This is a genomic window from Enterococcus mundtii, from assembly GCF_002813755.1.
In the GTDB taxonomy this organism is placed as follows: Bacteria; Bacillota; Bacilli; order Lactobacillales; family Enterococcaceae; genus Enterococcus_B; species Enterococcus_B mundtii.
Genome location: NZ_CP018061.1, coordinates 1 through 18112, shown reverse-complemented (window position 1 = coordinate 18112; position 18112 = coordinate 1). Strand labels below are relative to the sequence as shown.

Below are 18112 nucleotides of genomic sequence, written 5' to 3'. Positions count from 1 at the left end.
TGAATGATATTAGGAAAACTTCATAAAATAAATCTTTTATACATTTCCACTTCTAGATGGTCATTCATGTTAGAAGAATCAAACTATTTTTTTACTGTCGTAATAATATTAAAACACTAGAACAAATCAATTAAATTCCATAAAATATAAATAATAGACCTAGCATCATCTGGTATAAAATGGATGCTAGGTCCGTTATATTTACTCAAAATTGATTCTACGAATAGATCTTCTTATCATTTCTATTTTAGTAGTCATGCGTTGTTGTTCTTCTAAAGGTGGTAATGGTATAAGTAGTTTAGATAAATTTGTACCATTTACATTTGGTTGCCCAGTTCCGTAAGAAATTTTTTCTAATAACTTCCAATATAATGGCGAGTCTAAGAAGCAGTCTACGTATTCTGATAATAATTTCTCAACTAACCTAATTCGAATCAAGTAAGAAGCAAAAACAGATTCCTCACTTATTTCCTTAACCAAGAAACTTTTTCCCATAGTTCCTCCTGTCCTTGCTATCAAAATGTCATTTTCTTCCAATCTTAAATCAACTAGTTTAGAATTACTAATATCACAGTAAGGCACACTGGACCAATTTACACGTCCCTCTTGTATATCTGTGATTCTTAAAAACTTAACATTGCCTTGTTTTTTCGCCGAATCTGTATAGCCATATTGAATCTTAGTAGAAATACTTCCTAAATAAACCCATAGTTGAACATCGCTAGATGATTTTTCTTGTCGTTCTTTATGAACAACAGTGATCATCTTGAGTTGTCCGACTATTTTTTAGTTGCAGCAATCTTTTTGGGACGCTTATTTGCATGAAGCAACGTTGCTAAGTCTAGTAATAAAACATTGGCTAACACAGGATTGGCTTTCTCGCGATACGCTGCGGCGCCACTTTCAAACAATACTGCTAGACGATCTTCTACAACAACGATTTGTTCCAAATACGGTGGAAATTTGATTCGTTTTAGGATCCGGCTAGGAGAGTCCCGCTCGGACACTAAGAGTTCCGAGGTATAAGGACCATAAGAACGACTGGCTAAGAGATAATGGCCATAAAAAGCCACACCTTGAATCTTATCAGATGTTTTTCTGCTCATTGTCACGGTTGGTTGGATTTTGTCTTTGCGGCGAATTGCTGTTTTCATTTCAGCTATCGTCGGCAATAGATAGAAAGTCAACTGTCCTTCACCTTTTAGTGTGAAGTTGCCAGATACCAGTTGATCATTGTTTTGAGTCAAATACGATGCTTGTGGAATCTCTGAGAGATCAGTTGTCAGCCAATAAGCGATTGGCTGTCCCGTCTCTTCAGATGTATCTGCTAAGATATCGATCAAACGTAAAGCGGCTACTCGTCCAGTAGCAGATCCTGTGATTGTCAACCATAAAAGTTCCCGTTTTGTATCATATACTAAGCCCCCTACATGTGGCCGTTTAGGTAAAATCAGCAGTTTGATCGGCTGTCCTGTTTCTCTATCCAGTACATGAATAATAGAATGATGCTGATGGTCATAGCAGTAGGCAGAAATAAACACAAAATCTTGAGAAAAAGCCAACCCTTGCGGCGTCATCCATTGACAAACCTCATTTTCGCCGGTTTCCGGCACCACCATTCTTGTTTCTGTTAATCCAGGAATGTTATATTGTTTTGCTTCAGCCTTTTCCCAAGCTGCTTGAACAATAGGATACCGTTTTAACTTTTTTTCAATATCCTGATGTATCCGTTGCTGCTTCCAATGCTTAAACTTTAGGACATAGTAAACAAGGAGGCCAATGACCAGCAACACTAAAATCATTATTGCTACCCGCTGTGTCATTTTTTTGCCTCCTTGTTCTATTCGATCAATCGTACATATACCGCAATTAATTACCGTAACTACATGTTTCTTTTACTAGCGTTTCTTTATAGGATCTTTCATAATCTCATTTATAGTAACATTAAGAATCCCTTATTCTACTATAGTCACTTCCACATCAATATTGCCTCTTGTTGCTTTAGAGTATGGGCAAAATGCGTGGGCTTCTTCTGCGATTTTCTCTGCTTGGTCCTTCTCAAGTCCTGGCAAAGAAACTTCTAAAACAACCCCGATTTGGTAGCCCCCATCTTCTAATTGAAATAAAGATACCCGTGCTTTGACTTCAGAATCAGACTCAAGATTATTTTCTTCCAGCATGTGTTGAACCGCGCCGTTGAAGCAAGATGCGTATCCAGCCGCAAAAAGTTGTTCCGGATTTGTCCCTTCACTATGGATTCCTGGGCGGTCGATCTTCATGTGCATACTTCCGTTTGGTGCCTCAACCTCGCCATCACGGCCTCCACGATTGATCATTGCTGTTTCGTACATTTTTTTCATTGAGATCATCCTTTCTTTCGTCGTTCTATATTAAGTGTAACGAGTATTTTTTAATCTGACAAAGGTAATGCTTGCATTCGGCGACATCAGTTAGACAACATCGATGATCAGTGATAGAAGCAGTTTATCTATACAAAAAAAGAAGCAGCGAAAAGCTGCTCCTTAAGATAATAGGTAAAATTGCTGATATATTGACGATTAACCTCTTGAACGTCCCAAGCAAAATGATACTACAGCAACAACGATGATCGCACCAATGATAGAAGGAATCAAAGCCATTCCTGCTAATTGAGGACCCCAGCTACCTAATAATGCTTGTCCAATTGCTGAACCAACTAAACCTGCAACGATGTTAGCTATCCATCCCATTGATCCACCTTTATTTGTAATTGCTCCGGCAATCAAACCGATAATAGCTCCTACGATTAATACCCATAACCAATGCATAATTTTCTCTTTCTTTCTGTGAAATATTTATTACACATATTATGTTACGCTTCTTCTTAAGAGAGTGTAAAATATTTTGTGTAAATAGAAAAAAGGAAGTCCCTTCTGTAGAATAGAGTTACCACAACACATTCACAGAAAAGAGGACTTCCATAAGAACGATTTTACTACAGAAATTCTAAAGACTCTAGCGAACAAAGGCGATTTGAATGAATTATTCCGTGTCCATTTGGAAAAAGCTGTCAATACGCTTCTCAAAACGGAGTTAACGGCTTTCTTCGATTACGAAAAGTACGATCGCATTGGTTTTAACACGGGTAATTCTCGTAACGGCTCCTATGACCGTACGGTCAAGACCGAGTACGGGGAACTTCATCTCCAGATTCCGCGCGACCGCAACGGGCGAGTTCAAGCAACAGACTGTTCCTGCTTATAGACGGACGAATGATACCTTAGAGGAGACCGTCATTCACCTCTTCCGAAAAGGTATTACCATGTCGGAAATCGCAGACTTGATTGAGAAAATGTATGGGCATCACTACACGCCCCAAACCATGTCCAACATGACTAAAGTGCTGACTGAAGAAGTAAATGCATTTAAAGTTAGAACTCTAAATGATAAGTATGTCGCTATTTTCATGGATGCTACTTATATTCCTTTAAAACGGCAAACCGTCTCCAAAGAAGCAATCTATATTGCCATTGGTATACGAGAAGACGGCACTAAAGAAGTACTAAGTTATGCGATTGCTCCGACTGAATCGACCTACGTTTGGAATGAGTTGTTACAGGACATTTACTCCAGAGGGGTTCATGATGTCTTACTGTTTATTACCGATGGCTTAAAAGGCATGAAAGATACGATTCACCAGATTTATCCTAAAGCTAAATACCAACATTGCTGTGTTCACGTTTCCCGTAATATTGCTCACAAAGTATGTGTCAAAGATCGAAAAGAAATCTGTGATGATTTTAAGGCTGTTTATCAAGCTAGCTCAAAGGAAGAGGCAAATACCTTTTTAGGGAGTATGATTGAGAAGTGGCAGAAAACTTATCCTAAAGTGACGCAGTCACTGATAAAAAATCAAGATTTATTGACTTTTTATGAGTTTCCGCCGAAGCATTTACTCAACTAATTTAATCGAATCTTTCAATAAACAAATCAAGAAATACAGCCGCAGAAAAGAGCAGTTTCAAAATGAAGAATCACTAGAGCGTTTCCTAGTATCCATCTTTGATACATACAATCAAAAATTCTTAAATAGAAGCCATAAAGGCTTCCAACAAGTGACGGATACATTAGCTTCAATGTTTACTGAGTAACCCATTATTTTGCAGAAGGACGAGTTATTTACACAAAATTATTGACGCTCCCCGATAAAGCAGAACAAGTAACAATGGGAAAAGTAGAAAGCCTGCATAGCCTAGCCCAGAACCTATATTATGGATCCAAGTCGATAGATTCCAAGAGCTTTCATTCGTATTGATACTGAATAACCCAGTAAAAATACAATCACCTATCCCATATAAACCAACTGTTGCAACAGCAAGTATTGCAAGTGTTTTTGATGTTCCAACAAATAGGTGATACAACGCAGGCAACGAAAGAACAAAAAAAAGTCCAGATACAACTGACCAGACCAAGAAAGCACGTCTGACTGGACTATCTACGTCACCAAACACACTAATTACGGTAGTCATTTGATTCAGTTTGGGATAAAAAAGGCCAAGGATATACGGTGTCGATAAATCACTAATCACACCTAATAATAAAAAATAAAAACCATATTTTTGCAAAAAAATCATTTTCTTCCCCTACTTTTTAGTGATTATTCGATACATCCAACAATCAAATTTTTTCTCATTTTAACACATATTTTTATTCTAGTTGCCTTTTGAACAATCAATAACATAAAGGTGAGTTTCTTCTACATTTTAAAAAATCGAATGGCACTGAAGAGTTCAGTTGTCAGCATCAATCTCCTACTCAAAAAGGCAAAAAAACGTAAGTCAGATGTTGTTGACATCTCACTTACGCATCCATTGATTGAAAATTTCTTAGTAAAATCTACTAGCCTAAAAATTTGAAGACTTCTTCTCGATCATACAGTTTAAATACTTTCTCGCATAAAAATTGAGTAATTAGTGCCGCAAAAACAGGGATGACTAACCAACAAAGAACAACAAGAAAGCCATTTAGCCCTGCATCTAAAGAAGCCAACGGACCAACAAGTCCGACCACGCCGAAACCAGCAGAAGCAGGCGTACCTGAAATAGAAAATAGAGCGACAGGAATAGCTGTAATCACTGCACTAACTAAACAAGGAATAAGAATCACAGGTTTTCTAAATAGATTAGGCATCATCATCTTCATAGCGCCTAAAGCAATCGCAATTGTCACACCTGACTTATTAACCTTCCAAGAGTTCACTACTAAAACAAAAGTGGTTGCAGCTACGCCCATCGCAGCCGCACCAGCAGAAACACCATCTAGTTGGATTGCCATTCCGATTGCTACTGTTGAAATAGGAGAGATAATCAAAAAGGCAAAGGAACAACCAATCAAGATAGACATTAACAGCGGTTGTAAGGTAGTGAAGTTATTAATCAATGATCCAATTGCAGAAGTAATTGCTGTTACAAAAGGGAATAAATAAAAACCAAGTAAACCTGCACCTACACCTACAACAATCGGTGTTAACACAATCGACACTGACCCAAAACTATTTCCAATCAGTAAAATCAGCCCGACAGCAATCGATGCTGTCAGCATCGTATTAATAATATCGCCTGTACCAGCACCAACGTAAACACCCGTTTCACCCAAATCAGGTGTGAATTTGACTACACCAGAACCAACAAAAGAAGCTCCGGCTACAACCATCATTCTCATCGGATCAAATCCAAATTGTAAGGCAATCAAACCACCAATGATCAAAGGTGTTGCTAATTGAAAAATAACTGCTAACTGTGCGATCGTTACCGCAAAGGGATACGCACTAAAATATTTTAAAATGGCACCTAATACTGCATTAGGAATCAATCCAATAATGATTCCTGTTGCTGTACCAGCGAGGACTTTATTCAGAAAAATTTTCGGTGATATTTTTTGTGAAGTTTCCATTCAATCTCTCCTTTATTTTACGTTCAAACTATCTTCTTTTGCATGGACAAGCTCAGTCAAGAAATCACAATAAGGCGTCGCAACACCATATTTCTTCCCTTTTCTAGAAATTGCGCCATTGATATAATCGATTTCTGTTAATCGATGGTTCTTAATCAAGTCTTGATACATTGAAGGATAATGTAACCCAATTGTTTCCGGGTCAAAACAAGATTCACAATGTGCAATGACTTCTGGGACATCTAGTTCAATCTTCTCTACTGCTGCTACTTTGGCAAACTCATTGACAATCGTCGCCACCATTTTATGAGCAGTCGATGTTTTTCCTAGCTCAGCCATATTAACGTCTAAGATTGTGCATAATCCGTTCATTGTTCCGTTCACACATGCTTTGCGATAAATAGAATAGTGAATATTGTCAGAAAAATGAGCATTTAATCCTGATTCAGACAATTTGTCTGCTAATTTTTTGCAGCTGCTTCTTTTCCATCACCTAAATTTTGTAATTCTACTGAACCACTTCCAAATAATTTGACCTGACCAGGACCTTCAAGACCTGCCGTCCACATGGTATTTCCAATATAGATATTTTCCATTGGTACAAATTTCTCAATAATATCTTCATGCCCGATACCATTTAATAGACATAAGACCTCTGTATCTTTTTTGATTAATGATTGGATATCCTGCAGCATTTTTTCCAGCTGCATCGCTTTGGTAAATAGAATAATCAGATCAACTTGATCTTCTTTTTCTACTTCGGATTGAAGAACGATTGGTAGTTTTGCTTCTACCTCTTTACCATTAAAATTTGCTTGTAATCCATGTTCTTTGATTTGTTGGACATGTTCTGCCCAGCCATCGATTAATAATACTTCGTTCCCACTTTGGTGAAGCATTAACCCAAAGCGACTTCCCATTGCGCCAGCGCCTGCAATTGCTATTTTCATTGATTCTTCCTCCTTTTTCTTTCTATTATACTCATTTGAGAATCATTTCACAAATTTGTTTTGTTATTCTTCTCTTATTTATCATGTTTATATCCACCATTCAAGTTATTTTATCAGCAAATCAATAAAAACTGGAATAGAATCCAAATTTCATCGTAAGAGAAACTAGACTAGCAATAAGAAAATAGAAACATTCATAGAAAAAACCTCACTCCTCTGATTATAAAAGAGGGGGCATTAACCTCGTGTATACTAAAACCTTCCATTCATTCGATGGATGATTTTCTTTTTGTGAAAAAATATTCATTGTAGTACGATGTTGCGCAACACAGACGGATGGTATTGCTTATTATTTATTAAAATCGAACAATACACTTATTTAAAAACTTCTTTCCCAGATTTTCTTCCATTTTTACAGTTATAACTAGTATTATCATGAAAAATAGCCTTTTATTGTCTATGGGAATAATAATTTAAAATTGGTACTTTTTTATTAATTAGTTCATCGCCCAATAATCTCTCCAGTTTCTTAGCATCTCCTGACTCAACCGGAATTATCCAAGCCCAGTCCAAATAATTTTTTAAAATCTCATCATATTTTGCAAATATTTCATTGCCATATTCCGTCCTTAAAATTATATTTTCAGTGCCAGACAAGTGATTTGTATTGAGTTGATAAAAAAGATCTCCATCTAAAAAAATATCATTAGAAGAAGATTTCCCCACAGTAATGACCATTCCATCAGCTCTATGTGTTACATACAAATAATTGTATGACCTCATTTCACCTAATGAATCAATTATTTCTTGCCCTTTAGCTCTAATATATTGATCTCTATTACCTATCTCACTCTTATTTAACAAAAGTTTTTTCATGTCAAATTTAATCGGCTGTTTTATTTTTGTAAATTCGCTTCTACTACTAATCCAATCCGAGATTAATTTTTCAACATGTCCCAGAGTAAACTCTGATTTATTCGCTAAATACTTTTTTTGTTGTATTAAAGACATCTTTCCCCGAAGCTCAAAATTGAGCCTACATCGATTCTCTATCTCTTCAAAAAGCATCTTATCTTCATCATTCATTAAACCAATCCAGCTCCTCGATTAAGATAATATTTTAATCTCATACAAAAACTAGCTCTCATCAAAACAACCATTGTTTTGATTTCTCATGAAATTTCTTTATACTTTTCTCCGATTATAAATTCCTAACCCCTTGAGAAAATTACGCATATATTTATCTCCGCAATGCTTAAAATTTCGTTGGCCTTCTTTTCTCAAAAATGCCCCGATTTCGCCTTTTGATGGATAGATTTCTGCCTCAGCAAAAACGTCTAAAATATCATCAGTGGTCATAGACAAGGCGATTTTTAATTTTTTTAGCAACACATTGTTGATATATTTGATTTCCTTGCTTTTTTGCGGCGTGTCTACTATCGGCTTATCTTTTTGCGGACCACGCGCCAAGAGAATCAGGCCATTTAGGAATGCGTCAAAAACTTGGTTGTTGATGGTTTTTTCATACACATTATTTTCTGCATTATCTTTGTTCTTATCCTGTACTTTGGTCAGTACCGCCTGAGCTTCTTCTTTAGTCAGTGGTACACCGCCTAGCTCAAAAGCTTTAATCAAATCCGTATCTTTCAAATCAATCGCAATAACCTATCATTGTTATTCATTTGTTCCTCCGAAGTATTTAGTCTTTACTTTCTTACGTACTTTTTGTCTTGCTAAGATTTTTAGGATCAATGATAAAAACCGCATCACTTATGATAAGGCGCCCCAGTATTGATCCGAAACGCGCGATAAATTTGTTCAACGAGGATTAGACGCATCAGTTGATGCGGGTAGGTCATTTTGCCGAAGGAGATTTGGGCATTGCTGCGTTGCATGACGTCATCGCTTAATCCTAATGAGCCACCGATGACAAAGACGAGCTGGCTTTTTCCTTGGATGCCTAATTGATCAATTTGCTTTGCAAAGGCTTCACTGGTAGGATTTTCGCCTTGGATCGCTAAAGCGTAGACAAATTCATGATCTTTGATTTTTGCGAGTATACGCTCGCCTTCTTTTTCTTTGACTTGGCGCATTTGGGCTTCACTAAGATTTTCTGGTGCTTTTTCGTCAGGTACTTCGATTAGTTCGATTTTTCCATATGCTTTAAGTCGTTTGACATACTCATTGATTCCTTGGATCAAATATTTCTCTTTTAATTTTCCAACTGAAATGATTTTTATATTCATAATAATTTCCTTCCCTCGGTCTTTCATATCGAATTCTTCTTTCTTATTATAATAGAGTATTCTTATTCGACAAAGAGATTTAAAAAAGTTTTCCCACATAGTTATACACATCTTCCACAGGTTTATCCACAGCTTATCGTTGTTTTATTGCTTATTTCATAAGTATTTCTTAAGCAAACATATGTTTCGCACAGATTTTTCCACTTTTTCCACAAGTTGTTGATAACTTTTATGGGCATTTATACGCATTTTTTACAAATACTTTTCCACAATTCCTGTGTATAAGTTTGTATTTTATTTTTTCATCTGAAAACAATTATTTTTCCTAATGTTTTTCATAAAAAGTTCACAGTCTGGAAGTAGACTAAATTTAGTAAATAAGTCTATACTTAACTTATCAAGAAAATAATAAATGGAGGCAGATCACATGGACAGAAGAGATGTGACACCAAAAATGAAAAAAAGAAAATCTAATGGCATTTGGCGAAAGCTAGGTCTTGGCGTAGTTGGTGGCGTGATTGGCGGATTACTGACTTTCGGTATTTTTTATGCAGCAACTGGAGGTGGTAACTCAGTAACGACTTCTTCTAGCAGTGGGACACAAAATGCATCAGGCGAAACAGTTGTCGAAAATGTAAAAGTCAATGTAGATTCAGATATCACTTCTGCAGTAGATAAAGTGCAAGGAGCAGTTGTTTCTGTTATCAACCTACAAAAACAAAGTTCATCATCTGACCCGTTTGGTTCATTATTTGGCCAACAACAAGAAAGTAGTGGCGAAGATGGCGAATTGCAAGCTTACAGTGAAGGTAGCGGTGTGATTTATAAAAAAGAGGGCGATTCCGCTTATATCGTGACGAATAATCACGTTGTCGATGGACAACAAGGACTAGAAGTTTTACTAAAAGATGGAACAAAAGTGAAAGCAGAATTAGTCGGTACAGATGCTTATACTGATTTAGCTGTTTTAAAAATCAGTGCTGACAAAGTCGATACTGTTGCTTCATTTGGCGACTCTGCTTCATTGAAAGTCGGCGAACCTGCGATTGCGATTGGTTCTCCTCTAGGTTCTCAATACGCAAACTCGGTGACATCAGGAATTGTTTCTTCCTTGAATCGTCAAGTGACAAGTACAAATGAATCTAATGAGACAGTGAATATCAATGCGATCCAAACAGATGCAGCGATCAACCCAGGGAACTCTGGTGGTCCACTAGTTAATATCGAAGGCCAAGTTATTGGTATCAATTCAAGTAAAATTGCATCGACTTCTGATTCTTCAAGTGTAAGTGTTGAAGGAATGGGCTTTGCGATTCCAAGTAATGATGTCGTAAATATCATCAATCAACTTGAAAAAGATGGAAAAGTAACACGCCCTGCACTGGGTATCACAATGACCGATCTTTCCGCCGTTTCTACACAACAACAGGAACAGATCTTGAAATTACCATCTTCTGTAACAAATGGCGTGATCATTCGTTCGGTTCAACCAGCAACGCCTGCGGAAAAAGCTGGCTTAGAACAATATGATGTCATCACAAAAATCGATGATACAGAAGTCTCATCTGGTGTTGAATTACAGTCTGTGCTTTATGGTAAAAAAGTTGGTGACACTGTGAAGATCACTTATTACCGTGGCGAAGAAGAAAAAACTGTAGATATCAAATTGACAATTGATAATACTGCATTAAATCAAGGAAATTCAAATAGTTCCAATGGCTCAAATAATTAATAAAAAAACGGCTACCTCAATGGAGGTAGTCGTTTTTTTATTCATGCTAGTTTTTGAATGCTTCGCCAACTATCGCATCTTCAGGTAAAACTAAGATGCCTTTTTTCTCTGGGGCGTTAGGTACGTGAAGTTCCTTTGCAGAGCAAATCATTCCGTCACTTTTGACCCCTCTTAATTCTCCAGGCCAAATCATCATACCGTCTGGCATCATTGCACCAGGTTTAGCAACGACTACTTTTTGACCTGCTTCAATATTCGGTGCGCCACAAACGATTTGTAAAACTTCACCACCATCTACTTCTGTTTCAGTTACAGATAAATGATCAGAATCTGGATGAGGTTCACAAGTTTTGACGTAACCAACAACGATTTTCGGTTGGTTGTCTTTTTCCAATGTTTCTTCAAAGCCAGCTTCTTTGATCAAACGGTTCAATTCAGCTAGTTGTTCTTCTGAGATTGTTACTTGGCCATTGCCTTCAATTGTTAGATGATCTGAGATATGGAAAAAGTTCCATGCAACGATTTGACCAGATTCATCTTTGATTTGCGCAACATTCCATTTACGACTAACAGTGTTTTCCGTGCCTTTATCGTCGGCTATGATCACCATTAATGTGTCGCCCACATGTGCGCGATTATAAGCAAAAATCATTTTGTTTCCTCCAATATCATTTGTTGAAGTTGTTTTTGATTTATGGCAACTGAGTAGATCGATCAGCACCAAACTCTCTTGTATTATCTTAACAAAAAAAGGAAGTTCTTGCATGATAAATTCTCTTAGAAAAACTTGCCGGAATAAAAAGAAAGCACGGATCACAAAAAAAGACGAGGAAACGAAATGCACCATCTTTCGTTTCCTCGTCTTTTTTGTTCAAGGATCTGCCTATTGAATCAAAAACTAGGCTTCTCTTGGTTCTGAAACGACTAGGACATCACACGGAGCTTGTCGAATCACGTAGCTTGCCACACTCCCAGTCATAAAGCGTTCAACGGCATTCAAACCTGATTGACCGATCATGATCAAGTCGATTTGATATTTCTTTGGTAGTTTTACTGCCATAGATTCTCTGACCGAACCATAAGCCACAATGCCTTCTATTTTTGGTAGTCAACGGATTTTCCGTAATTTTTACATTCTTCAATCAATTGTTTTGCTGATTCAGTCTGTTGATCGATCAAGGATTGGTCAATAGGCGTATACCCCATAAATTGATAAAATTGTTGGTCGATCACATTCGTCACGTACACTGTGCCTTCATTTCTACGAGCCACCTCGACAGCTTTTTTGAATGCAGCAAACGCTTGCTCGCTTCCGTCAATTCCAACTAATATTTTCTTATATGCTTGTTCCATTTTTCCCACTCCTCTCGTTTCTCACTGCTGAATCGTTTTTGTTAAAAATTGTTCGATTTCTTCTTTTGTTTTACGATCTTTATTGACCAGACGACCTAATTCTTTCCCATCTTTGATGACAATGAAACTTGGAATACCGAAAATATTCCATTCTGCTGCTAAATCGATGTACGCATCTCGATCCATTTCGACAAATGTCCACTCTGAAAAATGACGTTCGATTTCTGGCATTTGTGGTTTGATGAAGCGACAATCGCCACACCAATCGGCAGTAAAGAAAAAGATATGATTGCCTTTTTCAACATAACCGGCTACTTCTTCAAGACTTTTAGGAGTAATCATAGGTTCACACTTCTTTCTTATTCTATGTTCTACTTAAATTATACACCTTTACAAAAAACTGACCAAACTATATCTAAAAAATAAAAAACGAGCAAAAGCGGATCGCCTTTACTCGTTGATTACTTATTTTCCGTAAACGATCGTATTCACCGTTGATTTATCTAAGCCCTTCAATGTTTGGATCAACATTTCTCTGGCTGCTTCAAAGTCACGGATACTAAACATCGTTTGATGCGTATGGATATAGCGTCCAACTACACCGATAACGGTACTTGGGATTCCTTCATTTTGTGTATGAGCAGCACCAGCGTCGGTACCGCCTTTTGATACAAAGTATTGATAAGGAATATTGTTTGTTTCAGCAATATCTAATAAATATTCACGTAATCGCGGCAACATGATCAATCCTGGATCTTGGATACGCATCAAGGTGCCTTCTCCTAGATGACCAAATGTGCCTTTTTTCGTTACTGTATCATCTGCTGCAGAGCAGTCTACCGCAAAGAATAGATCAGGTTTGAATTTGTTCACTGAAGCTTTTGATCCACGTAAACCAACTTCTTCTTGGACATTGGCGCCGGCGATCAGCGTATGACCTAATGTTTCTTTTTCTAGGGCTTCTAATGCTTCCAAGACCATCGTACAACCGTAACGGTTGTCCCATGATTTACTGATGATATTTTTGCCGTTTGCTGTTTTGATCGTTTCTGCAAAAGGTACGATCGTATCTCCTGGTAGGACACCAAAACTCATTGCTTCTTCTTTTGATTCAAAACCAGCATCAAATAAAATATCTGTTACTTCGACTGACTTTTGACCGCTTGTACCACGTAATAAATGTGGTGGAACAGAAGAAGAAATACATGGGTAATTTTTCCCTGTTGATGTCTTCAATGTAAAGCGTTGAGCCGATACTACATAAGGATTCCAACCGCCTAGCGGAACCACTTTGAACAATCCGTTATCTTGGATTTGTGTCAACATAAAACCAACTTCGTCCATGTGTGCTGCCACCATGACACGAGGGGCATCCGCTTCTTGGTGATGGCGCAATCCAAAGATCCCACCTAATCCATCTAATTGTAATTCATCAACTAGTGGCTCCATGTGTTGTTCCATGTACGCGCGGATGTCTTGTTCAAAACCGCTTGTTCCTTGTAATTCTGTTAATTCTTTAATACGTTGAAATGTTTTTTCATCCATAATAATGATCGTCTATAATTCAGACTTGTCTCCTTTCAATCTCAGCTTTGATTTGTCTTAAAAAATAGTATCTGGACAAATCTATCGTGATTATTATACCGTATTTTATTTCAAAACGGTTATTTATTTCAAAGAAAATCAGATAGTGTGGTAAAATAAAGCCAAAGAAACTTGTGAAAGTGTAAAGGAGGGCAAGCAGCATGTATGAAGAAAGTGAACAGGCCTATTTCAAAGGTGGTTTAGCTGTCGGACTTGGTTTAGGATTATTAAGTGGCGTGGCAACTGCACTATGGTACAATCGCAACAAAACGATGTCCGCTGATGAAGTCTTAGCTACCATCAAAGAAGCGTTTTTAGATGAAGGCTCGATTGAAGGCTCCTGGATCTCTTTTGAGAAAGAACCGACACGTAAATTTGCAATTCATTCAAAAGCTTATCGTGGTGGGATTTCTCGCATAGAAGATGGTGAAGTCGTCTATTATGAATTTTTAGCAGATGCCTATACTGGTACTGTTTTAGATATTTCTAGAAAAAAAGGAACAGATGCTTGATTTCATTTTTAAAAGATTCTCTTAGAAATAGGCTTTCCTATGGATAAGAGCTTCTTTTTTTGCATAAAAACTGGTATAAACGTACATGATAGGTTATGCTTAGTTTAAACTTTTTCAATTTATTTAGGAGAGTGAAAAATGAATCACACAGAAAAAATTGCTGTCCTGATTCCTTGTTATAATGAAGAAGCAACGATTCCTACAGTCATTGCCGACTTTAAACGAGAATTACCAGAAGCAGATATTTATGTATACGACAATAACTCAACGGACAACACCTACGACTTAGCAGTTGCAGCGGGTGCTATTGTAAAAAAGAACCTCGTCAGGTAAAGGAAATGTCATTCGTCAAATGTTTTTTGATATTGATGCGGACTACTACTTGATGGTAGACGGAGATGATACTTATCCAGCCGAAGCCGTACATGGACTTTTAGAAAAATTACGTTCTGGCGAAGCGGATATGGTCATTGGCGACCGTCTTTCTAATGGTACTTACTTTGAAGAAAATAAACGCGCCTTCCATGATTTTGGCAATAATTTAGTTAAAAATACGATCACTCGTTTATATAAAACAAAAATAAGAGACGTGATGACTGGCTATCGAGGATTTAATCGTATTTTTGTCAAAAGTTTTCCGATCATGAGTGCGGGATTCCAAATCGAAACGGAATTGACCATTCATGCCTTAGATAAAAAATTCAAATTAGTTGAGCTCCCTATTGATTACCGTGATCGCCCAGAAGGTAGCGAATCAAAATTGAATACCTTTTCTGATGGCTTCAAAGTCATTATGATGATCATTAAAATGTGTAAAGATTATAAAACCTATCCTATTTTTCAATATCTGGACAGTCATTTTCTTTTTAGCTGGTCTGTTCACTGGGATTCCTGTCATTCGGGAGTTTATGTTGACGAGCTTTATTACTAAAGTCCCTTCAGCCATATTAAGTACAGGATTGATGATCCTAGCTTTACTTTCACTAGTTACTGGTATGATTTTAGATACGGTCGTTACAAATGCAAAGAAAGAGTACGAACTGAACCTCTATCATGTTTATCATGAGTATCACCAAAATAAAAAAGAAGAGAGATGATTTTATGCAATCATCCTCTCTTTTTATCTTATCATTTATTTCTCTGATGCAATCGTCACAAACTTCACTTCGACATATTCCTCTACCCCAAAAGTTCCGTTCTCACGGCCAAACCCTGAATGTTTGACTCCCCCAAATGGTGTCGCAGAATTTGAGATCGTCGTATCATTGACACCGACCATGCCATATTGCAATTTATTGCTTACATTGTTGATCGTATGGATATTCGTCGCAAAGAAATATGATGCTAAACCAAAAATCGTATCATTGGGCATCTTTGATTACTTGTTCTTCGTCTTCAAATGTAATGATTGGGATCACTGGTCCAAATGTTTCATTGTAGAAAATATCCATTTCCTTTTTCACGCCATCTAATACTGTCGGTTCAAAGAAAAAGCCATTTGCATATTCTCCGTCCGTTAGACGATGACCACCAGCCAAGATTTTCTGCTCCTTTAGCTACTGCATCTTCTAGTTGTTCTTCAACTTTTTTTACGCCTTCTTCATTGATCAATGGCCCGTAGTTGGATCGTCTAAGCCATTTCCAACAGTCACTTCTCTGATTTTTTCCACAATCAATTTTGTTGCTTGTTCTTTGATTTCTTTATGGATAAAAATTCGATTTGGGTGACGTACATACTTGTCCATTGTTGATAAATTTCGTTTTGATCAATGTATCGACTGCTAATTCTACATCGGCATCTGGAAAAATAATAAATGGCGCATGTCCACCTAGCTCCATAGAAACTTTTTTCAAGGTAGGTGCTGCTTGTTCATTTAGAATTTGTCCAACTTCTGTTGAACCTGTAAATGTGATTTTTTGGATATCATCCGATTCAGACAAAATCTTTCCAATAGTTGAGGAGTCCCCCATGACGATATTTACGACGCCATCTGGAAAGCCAGCTTTGTGGAATAGTTCCATCAGCGCAAGTGCTGATAGAGGTGTTGATTTTGCTGGTTTAAGATAACCGTACAGCCTGCGGCGATTGCCGGCGAGATTTTACGAATGATCATGTTGGATGGAAGTTCCATGGTGTGATGGCGCCGACGACACCTACTGGTTGTTTACGTGCTTGCCATTGTTTCCCTTCAGGTGAAGGAATGATTTCTCCCATGATTCGTTGGCCTTGCGCTGCATTCCAGCGAAGGTTTTCGACATTTGTTTGGATTTCTGCCGTCGCTTGAGCAGCGGTTTCCCTTGCTCCATCGTCATGATTTTTGCTAAACGTTCGCTGTCTTCTTCTACTAGATCAGCCATTTTATTCATTAATTTTGCTCGTTCGCTTGGTGCCGTTCTTGACCAACCTTCGAATGCCTTGTTGGCAGCTTCAATGGCTTCTTTTGTCTTTTTCGCCCTTGTTGAACGCTTGCTAACGTTTCACCAGTTGCTGGATTGACGACATCAACTGTTCCTTCAGAGCCTTCAAGCCATTTGCCATTAATATAAAGATGAGTTTCTACTTGCGGTAAATCATATTTCCCCATAGTTTGCCTCCTCTATTCTTAATTACATAACAACCGTAACATTAATAAAGTCAAACCTCAAACCATCTGTTTAACGTGACTTTGTCTCACTCAGCCTTACAAATTCAATTTTTTTATTCTTTTGAAGAATAAATTGCTCGTTCATTCAAAAGCTTTGTTACAATGAGATAGAAATGAGATAGAGTACTACAATGATTTTATCCTACGACTAAAGGAGTGTTTTTATGGGGCTATTTGATGGCTTGATGGGAAATGCTACCCAAAAGATACAACGAATATCACAAGAGAAGTTCAAGAATCCTGATTCCAATGGAACAGGTAGAGTTAGCGTTCAAATTAGTACGTGATTTGATTATTTTTACCGACCGTCGGATGATTATCGTCGATAAACAAGGAATGACCGGTAAAAAAAGTGAATATAAATCGATCCCTTACCGCTCGATTTCACGTTTTTCGATTGAAACAGTGGGCATTTTGATTTAGATGCCGAATTGAAAATTTGGATTTCTAGCGCAGAACTACCCGCAGAGTCTTTACAATTCAGAAAAGATAAGAATATCATCGCCGTACAACAGGCGCTAGCAACAGCTGTCTTATCTTAAACTTACGATCAACACAAAGAGCTTACCACCCAAAATACTTCAAATTTTGGGTGTGTAAGCTTTTGTGTTGACGTCTTCTGTAAAACTCTTCCTAATAAAATAAAAATTTTATAGTACACGTCCTTCATTTTTTTGATGATTCGCTCTTTTTTCTTTAAATTCCATTTTGTCTACTTTTAGTTTTTTATATTATTCACTTTGATTTTACTGATTTCTGCAAAAGAGCGCTGTTTGATACCTTCGATTTCTTGTCTTCTTTTCTCTTTAACTTATCTAGATCTTTTTCTTTCATCATGCTCTCCTTTCTTTTAAAAAGCTTGGTTTTTAAAATTCACTGTAACCATACAAATCTAGAAAGTCGCATCAATCGAACAGGATGCTGAGACGTTCAAGTATCTTCTATTCATATTCTGGATTTTTGAAAATTTATCTCTCTTTATTTTTTTCGCTTTGCCCCACAGCCTGAGAATCATCTCTGTGTAATACTTCTTTACTATCTTTCGTTACTTCTTTATTTCTGTCGACTTCATTTAATGCTTGCTCTTTAACTGATGCTAATTTACGCTGTTTTCTTTCTCTAAGCCCTTCCAATGTTTCGTGTTCCATCGTAATTCCCC

General features: G+C 37.3%; 17 protein-coding genes and 8 pseudogenes. 5 read left to right on the top strand and 20 right to left on the bottom strand.

The window, feature by feature from the left end; translation table 11 throughout:
- Window positions 1–201: 201 nt before the first annotated feature.
- The 4 genes from EM4838_RS00105 to EM4838_RS00090 form a co-directional block, all read right to left on the bottom strand.
- Window positions 202–765, bottom strand: a complete 564-nt coding sequence (locus tag EM4838_RS00105) for a restriction endonuclease subunit S (RefSeq protein WP_070828486.1) — start codon at window positions 763–765, stop codon at window positions 202–204.
- 14 nt (window positions 766–779) lie between these two features.
- Window positions 780–1823, bottom strand: coding sequence for a YncE family protein (locus EM4838_RS00100; RefSeq protein WP_002292292.1), 1044 nt, complete (start codon window positions 1821–1823; stop codon window positions 780–782).
- 132 nt (window positions 1824–1955) lie between these two features.
- Entirely contained in the window at window positions 1956–2360 is a 405-nt protein-coding gene (locus EM4838_RS00095) for an organic hydroperoxide resistance protein (RefSeq protein ID WP_002292291.1), read from the bottom strand.
- 198 nt (window positions 2361–2558) lie between these two features.
- On the bottom strand, window positions 2559–2807 hold the full coding sequence (locus EM4838_RS00090) for a GlsB/YeaQ/YmgE family stress response membrane protein (protein ID WP_071866166.1): 249 nt from the start codon (window positions 2805–2807) through the stop codon (window positions 2559–2561).
- 130 nt (window positions 2808–2937) lie between these two features.
- On the opposite strand from EM4838_RS00090, the pseudogene EM4838_RS00085 reads away from it, so the two are divergent.
- A pseudogene (locus EM4838_RS00085) lies at window positions 2938–4130 on the top strand (IS256-like element ISEfm2 family transposase).
- Window positions 4131–4181: 51 nt separating this feature from the next.
- Here the strand turns inward: EM4838_RS00085 and EM4838_RS00080 are convergent.
- From EM4838_RS00080 to rlmH, 6 genes and pseudogenes are all read right to left on the bottom strand, one after another.
- Window positions 4182–4613, bottom strand: a pseudogene (locus EM4838_RS00080) (DUF998 domain-containing protein); the annotation flags it as partial.
- A gap of 265 nt (window positions 4614–4878) precedes the next feature.
- Window positions 4879–5931 carry a PTS sugar transporter subunit IIC gene (locus EM4838_RS00075; protein ID WP_002291912.1) on the bottom strand — a complete coding sequence of 351 codons (1053 nt, stop codon included), beginning with the start codon at window positions 5929–5931 and terminating at the stop codon, window positions 4879–4881.
- A 12-nt stretch (window positions 5932–5943) separates the two neighbouring features.
- Window positions 5944–6881, bottom strand: a pseudogene (locus EM4838_RS00070) (2-dehydropantoate 2-reductase).
- A 450-nt stretch (window positions 6882–7331) separates the two neighbouring features.
- Window positions 7332–7967 carry a hypothetical protein gene (locus EM4838_RS00065; RefSeq protein WP_010728617.1) on the bottom strand — a complete coding sequence of 212 codons (636 nt, stop codon included), beginning with the start codon at window positions 7965–7967 and terminating at the stop codon, window positions 7332–7334.
- 99 nt (window positions 7968–8066) lie between these two features.
- Window positions 8067–8563: pseudogene (locus EM4838_RS00060) on the bottom strand (YehS family protein).
- A gap of 84 nt (window positions 8564–8647) precedes the next feature.
- Window positions 8648–9127: a 23S rRNA (pseudouridine(1915)-N(3))-methyltransferase RlmH gene (gene rlmH, locus EM4838_RS00055; RefSeq protein WP_034689953.1), complete on the bottom strand. Its 480-nt coding sequence runs from the start codon at window positions 9125–9127 to the stop codon at window positions 8648–8650.
- 427 nt (window positions 9128–9554) lie between these two features.
- On the opposite strand from rlmH, the gene EM4838_RS00050 reads away from it, so the two are divergent.
- On the top strand, window positions 9555–10859 hold the full coding sequence (locus EM4838_RS00050; protein WP_066025889.1) for a S1C family serine protease: 1305 nt from the start codon (window positions 9555–9557) through the stop codon (window positions 10857–10859).
- 46 nt (window positions 10860–10905) lie between these two features.
- Here the strand turns inward: EM4838_RS00050 and ytpR are convergent, their stop codons facing one another.
- From ytpR to pepA, 4 genes and pseudogenes are all read right to left on the bottom strand, one after another.
- Window positions 10906–11511, bottom strand: a complete 606-nt coding sequence (gene ytpR / locus EM4838_RS00045; RefSeq protein ID WP_071866223.1) for a YtpR family tRNA-binding protein — start codon at window positions 11509–11511, stop codon at window positions 10906–10908.
- Between the two features lie 246 nt (window positions 11512–11757).
- Window positions 11758–12212: pseudogene (locus EM4838_RS00040) on the bottom strand (universal stress protein).
- Between the two features lie 21 nt (window positions 12213–12233).
- Window positions 12234–12554 (bottom strand): thioredoxin family protein, encoded by a 321-nt coding sequence (locus EM4838_RS00035; RefSeq protein ID WP_071866164.1) that lies wholly within the window; start codon window positions 12552–12554, stop codon window positions 12234–12236.
- Window positions 12555–12677: 123 nt separating this feature from the next.
- Window positions 12678–13757, bottom strand: coding sequence for a glutamyl aminopeptidase (gene pepA, locus EM4838_RS00030; protein WP_019724279.1), 1080 nt, complete (start codon window positions 13755–13757; stop codon window positions 12678–12680).
- 200 nt (window positions 13758–13957) lie between these two features.
- Here pepA and EM4838_RS00025 point away from each other — a divergent pair, with 200 nt between their 5' ends.
- Both EM4838_RS00025 and EM4838_RS00020 read left to right on the top strand, forming a co-directional pair.
- Entirely contained in the window at window positions 13958–14308 is a 351-nt protein-coding gene (locus EM4838_RS00025; protein ID WP_019724280.1) for a PepSY domain-containing protein, read from the top strand.
- Between the two features lie 138 nt (window positions 14309–14446).
- A pseudogene (locus EM4838_RS00020) lies at window positions 14447–15405 on the top strand (glycosyltransferase family 2 protein).
- 35 nt (window positions 15406–15440) lie between these two features.
- Here the strand turns inward: EM4838_RS00020 and EM4838_RS16990 are convergent.
- From EM4838_RS16990 to EM4838_RS16730, 5 genes and pseudogenes are all read right to left on the bottom strand, one after another.
- On the bottom strand, window positions 15441–15680 hold the full coding sequence (locus EM4838_RS16990) for an aldehyde dehydrogenase family protein (protein ID WP_250645099.1): 240 nt from the start codon (window positions 15678–15680) through the stop codon (window positions 15441–15443).
- Window positions 15670–15846 carry an aldehyde dehydrogenase family protein gene (locus EM4838_RS16985; protein WP_250645098.1) on the bottom strand — a complete coding sequence of 59 codons (177 nt, stop codon included), beginning with the start codon at window positions 15844–15846 and terminating at the stop codon, window positions 15670–15672. Before EM4838_RS16985 ends, EM4838_RS16990 begins: the two co-directional genes overlap by 11 nt.
- A gap of 163 nt (window positions 15847–16009) precedes the next feature.
- Entirely contained in the window at window positions 16010–16330 is a 321-nt protein-coding gene (locus tag EM4838_RS16980) for an aldehyde dehydrogenase family protein (protein ID WP_250645097.1), read from the bottom strand.
- Window positions 16331–16418: 88 nt separating this feature from the next.
- Window positions 16419–16741 (bottom strand): annotated as a pseudogene (locus EM4838_RS16975) (aldehyde dehydrogenase family protein).
- On the bottom strand, window positions 16675–16893 hold the full coding sequence (locus EM4838_RS16730) for a hypothetical protein (RefSeq protein WP_233433750.1): 219 nt from the start codon (window positions 16891–16893) through the stop codon (window positions 16675–16677). The pseudogene EM4838_RS16975 and the gene EM4838_RS16730 overlap by 67 nt, the downstream one beginning before the upstream one ends.
- 224 nt (window positions 16894–17117) lie before the next feature.
- Between EM4838_RS16730 and EM4838_RS00010 the strand changes: the two are divergent.
- Window positions 17118–17495: pseudogene (locus EM4838_RS00010) on the top strand (PH domain-containing protein).
- A 426-nt stretch (window positions 17496–17921) separates the two neighbouring features.
- Here the strand turns inward: EM4838_RS00010 and EM4838_RS00005 are convergent.
- Entirely contained in the window at window positions 17922–18101 is a 180-nt protein-coding gene (locus EM4838_RS00005) for a hypothetical protein (protein WP_071866161.1), read from the bottom strand.
- Between the last annotated feature and the right edge of the window lie 11 nt (window positions 18102–18112).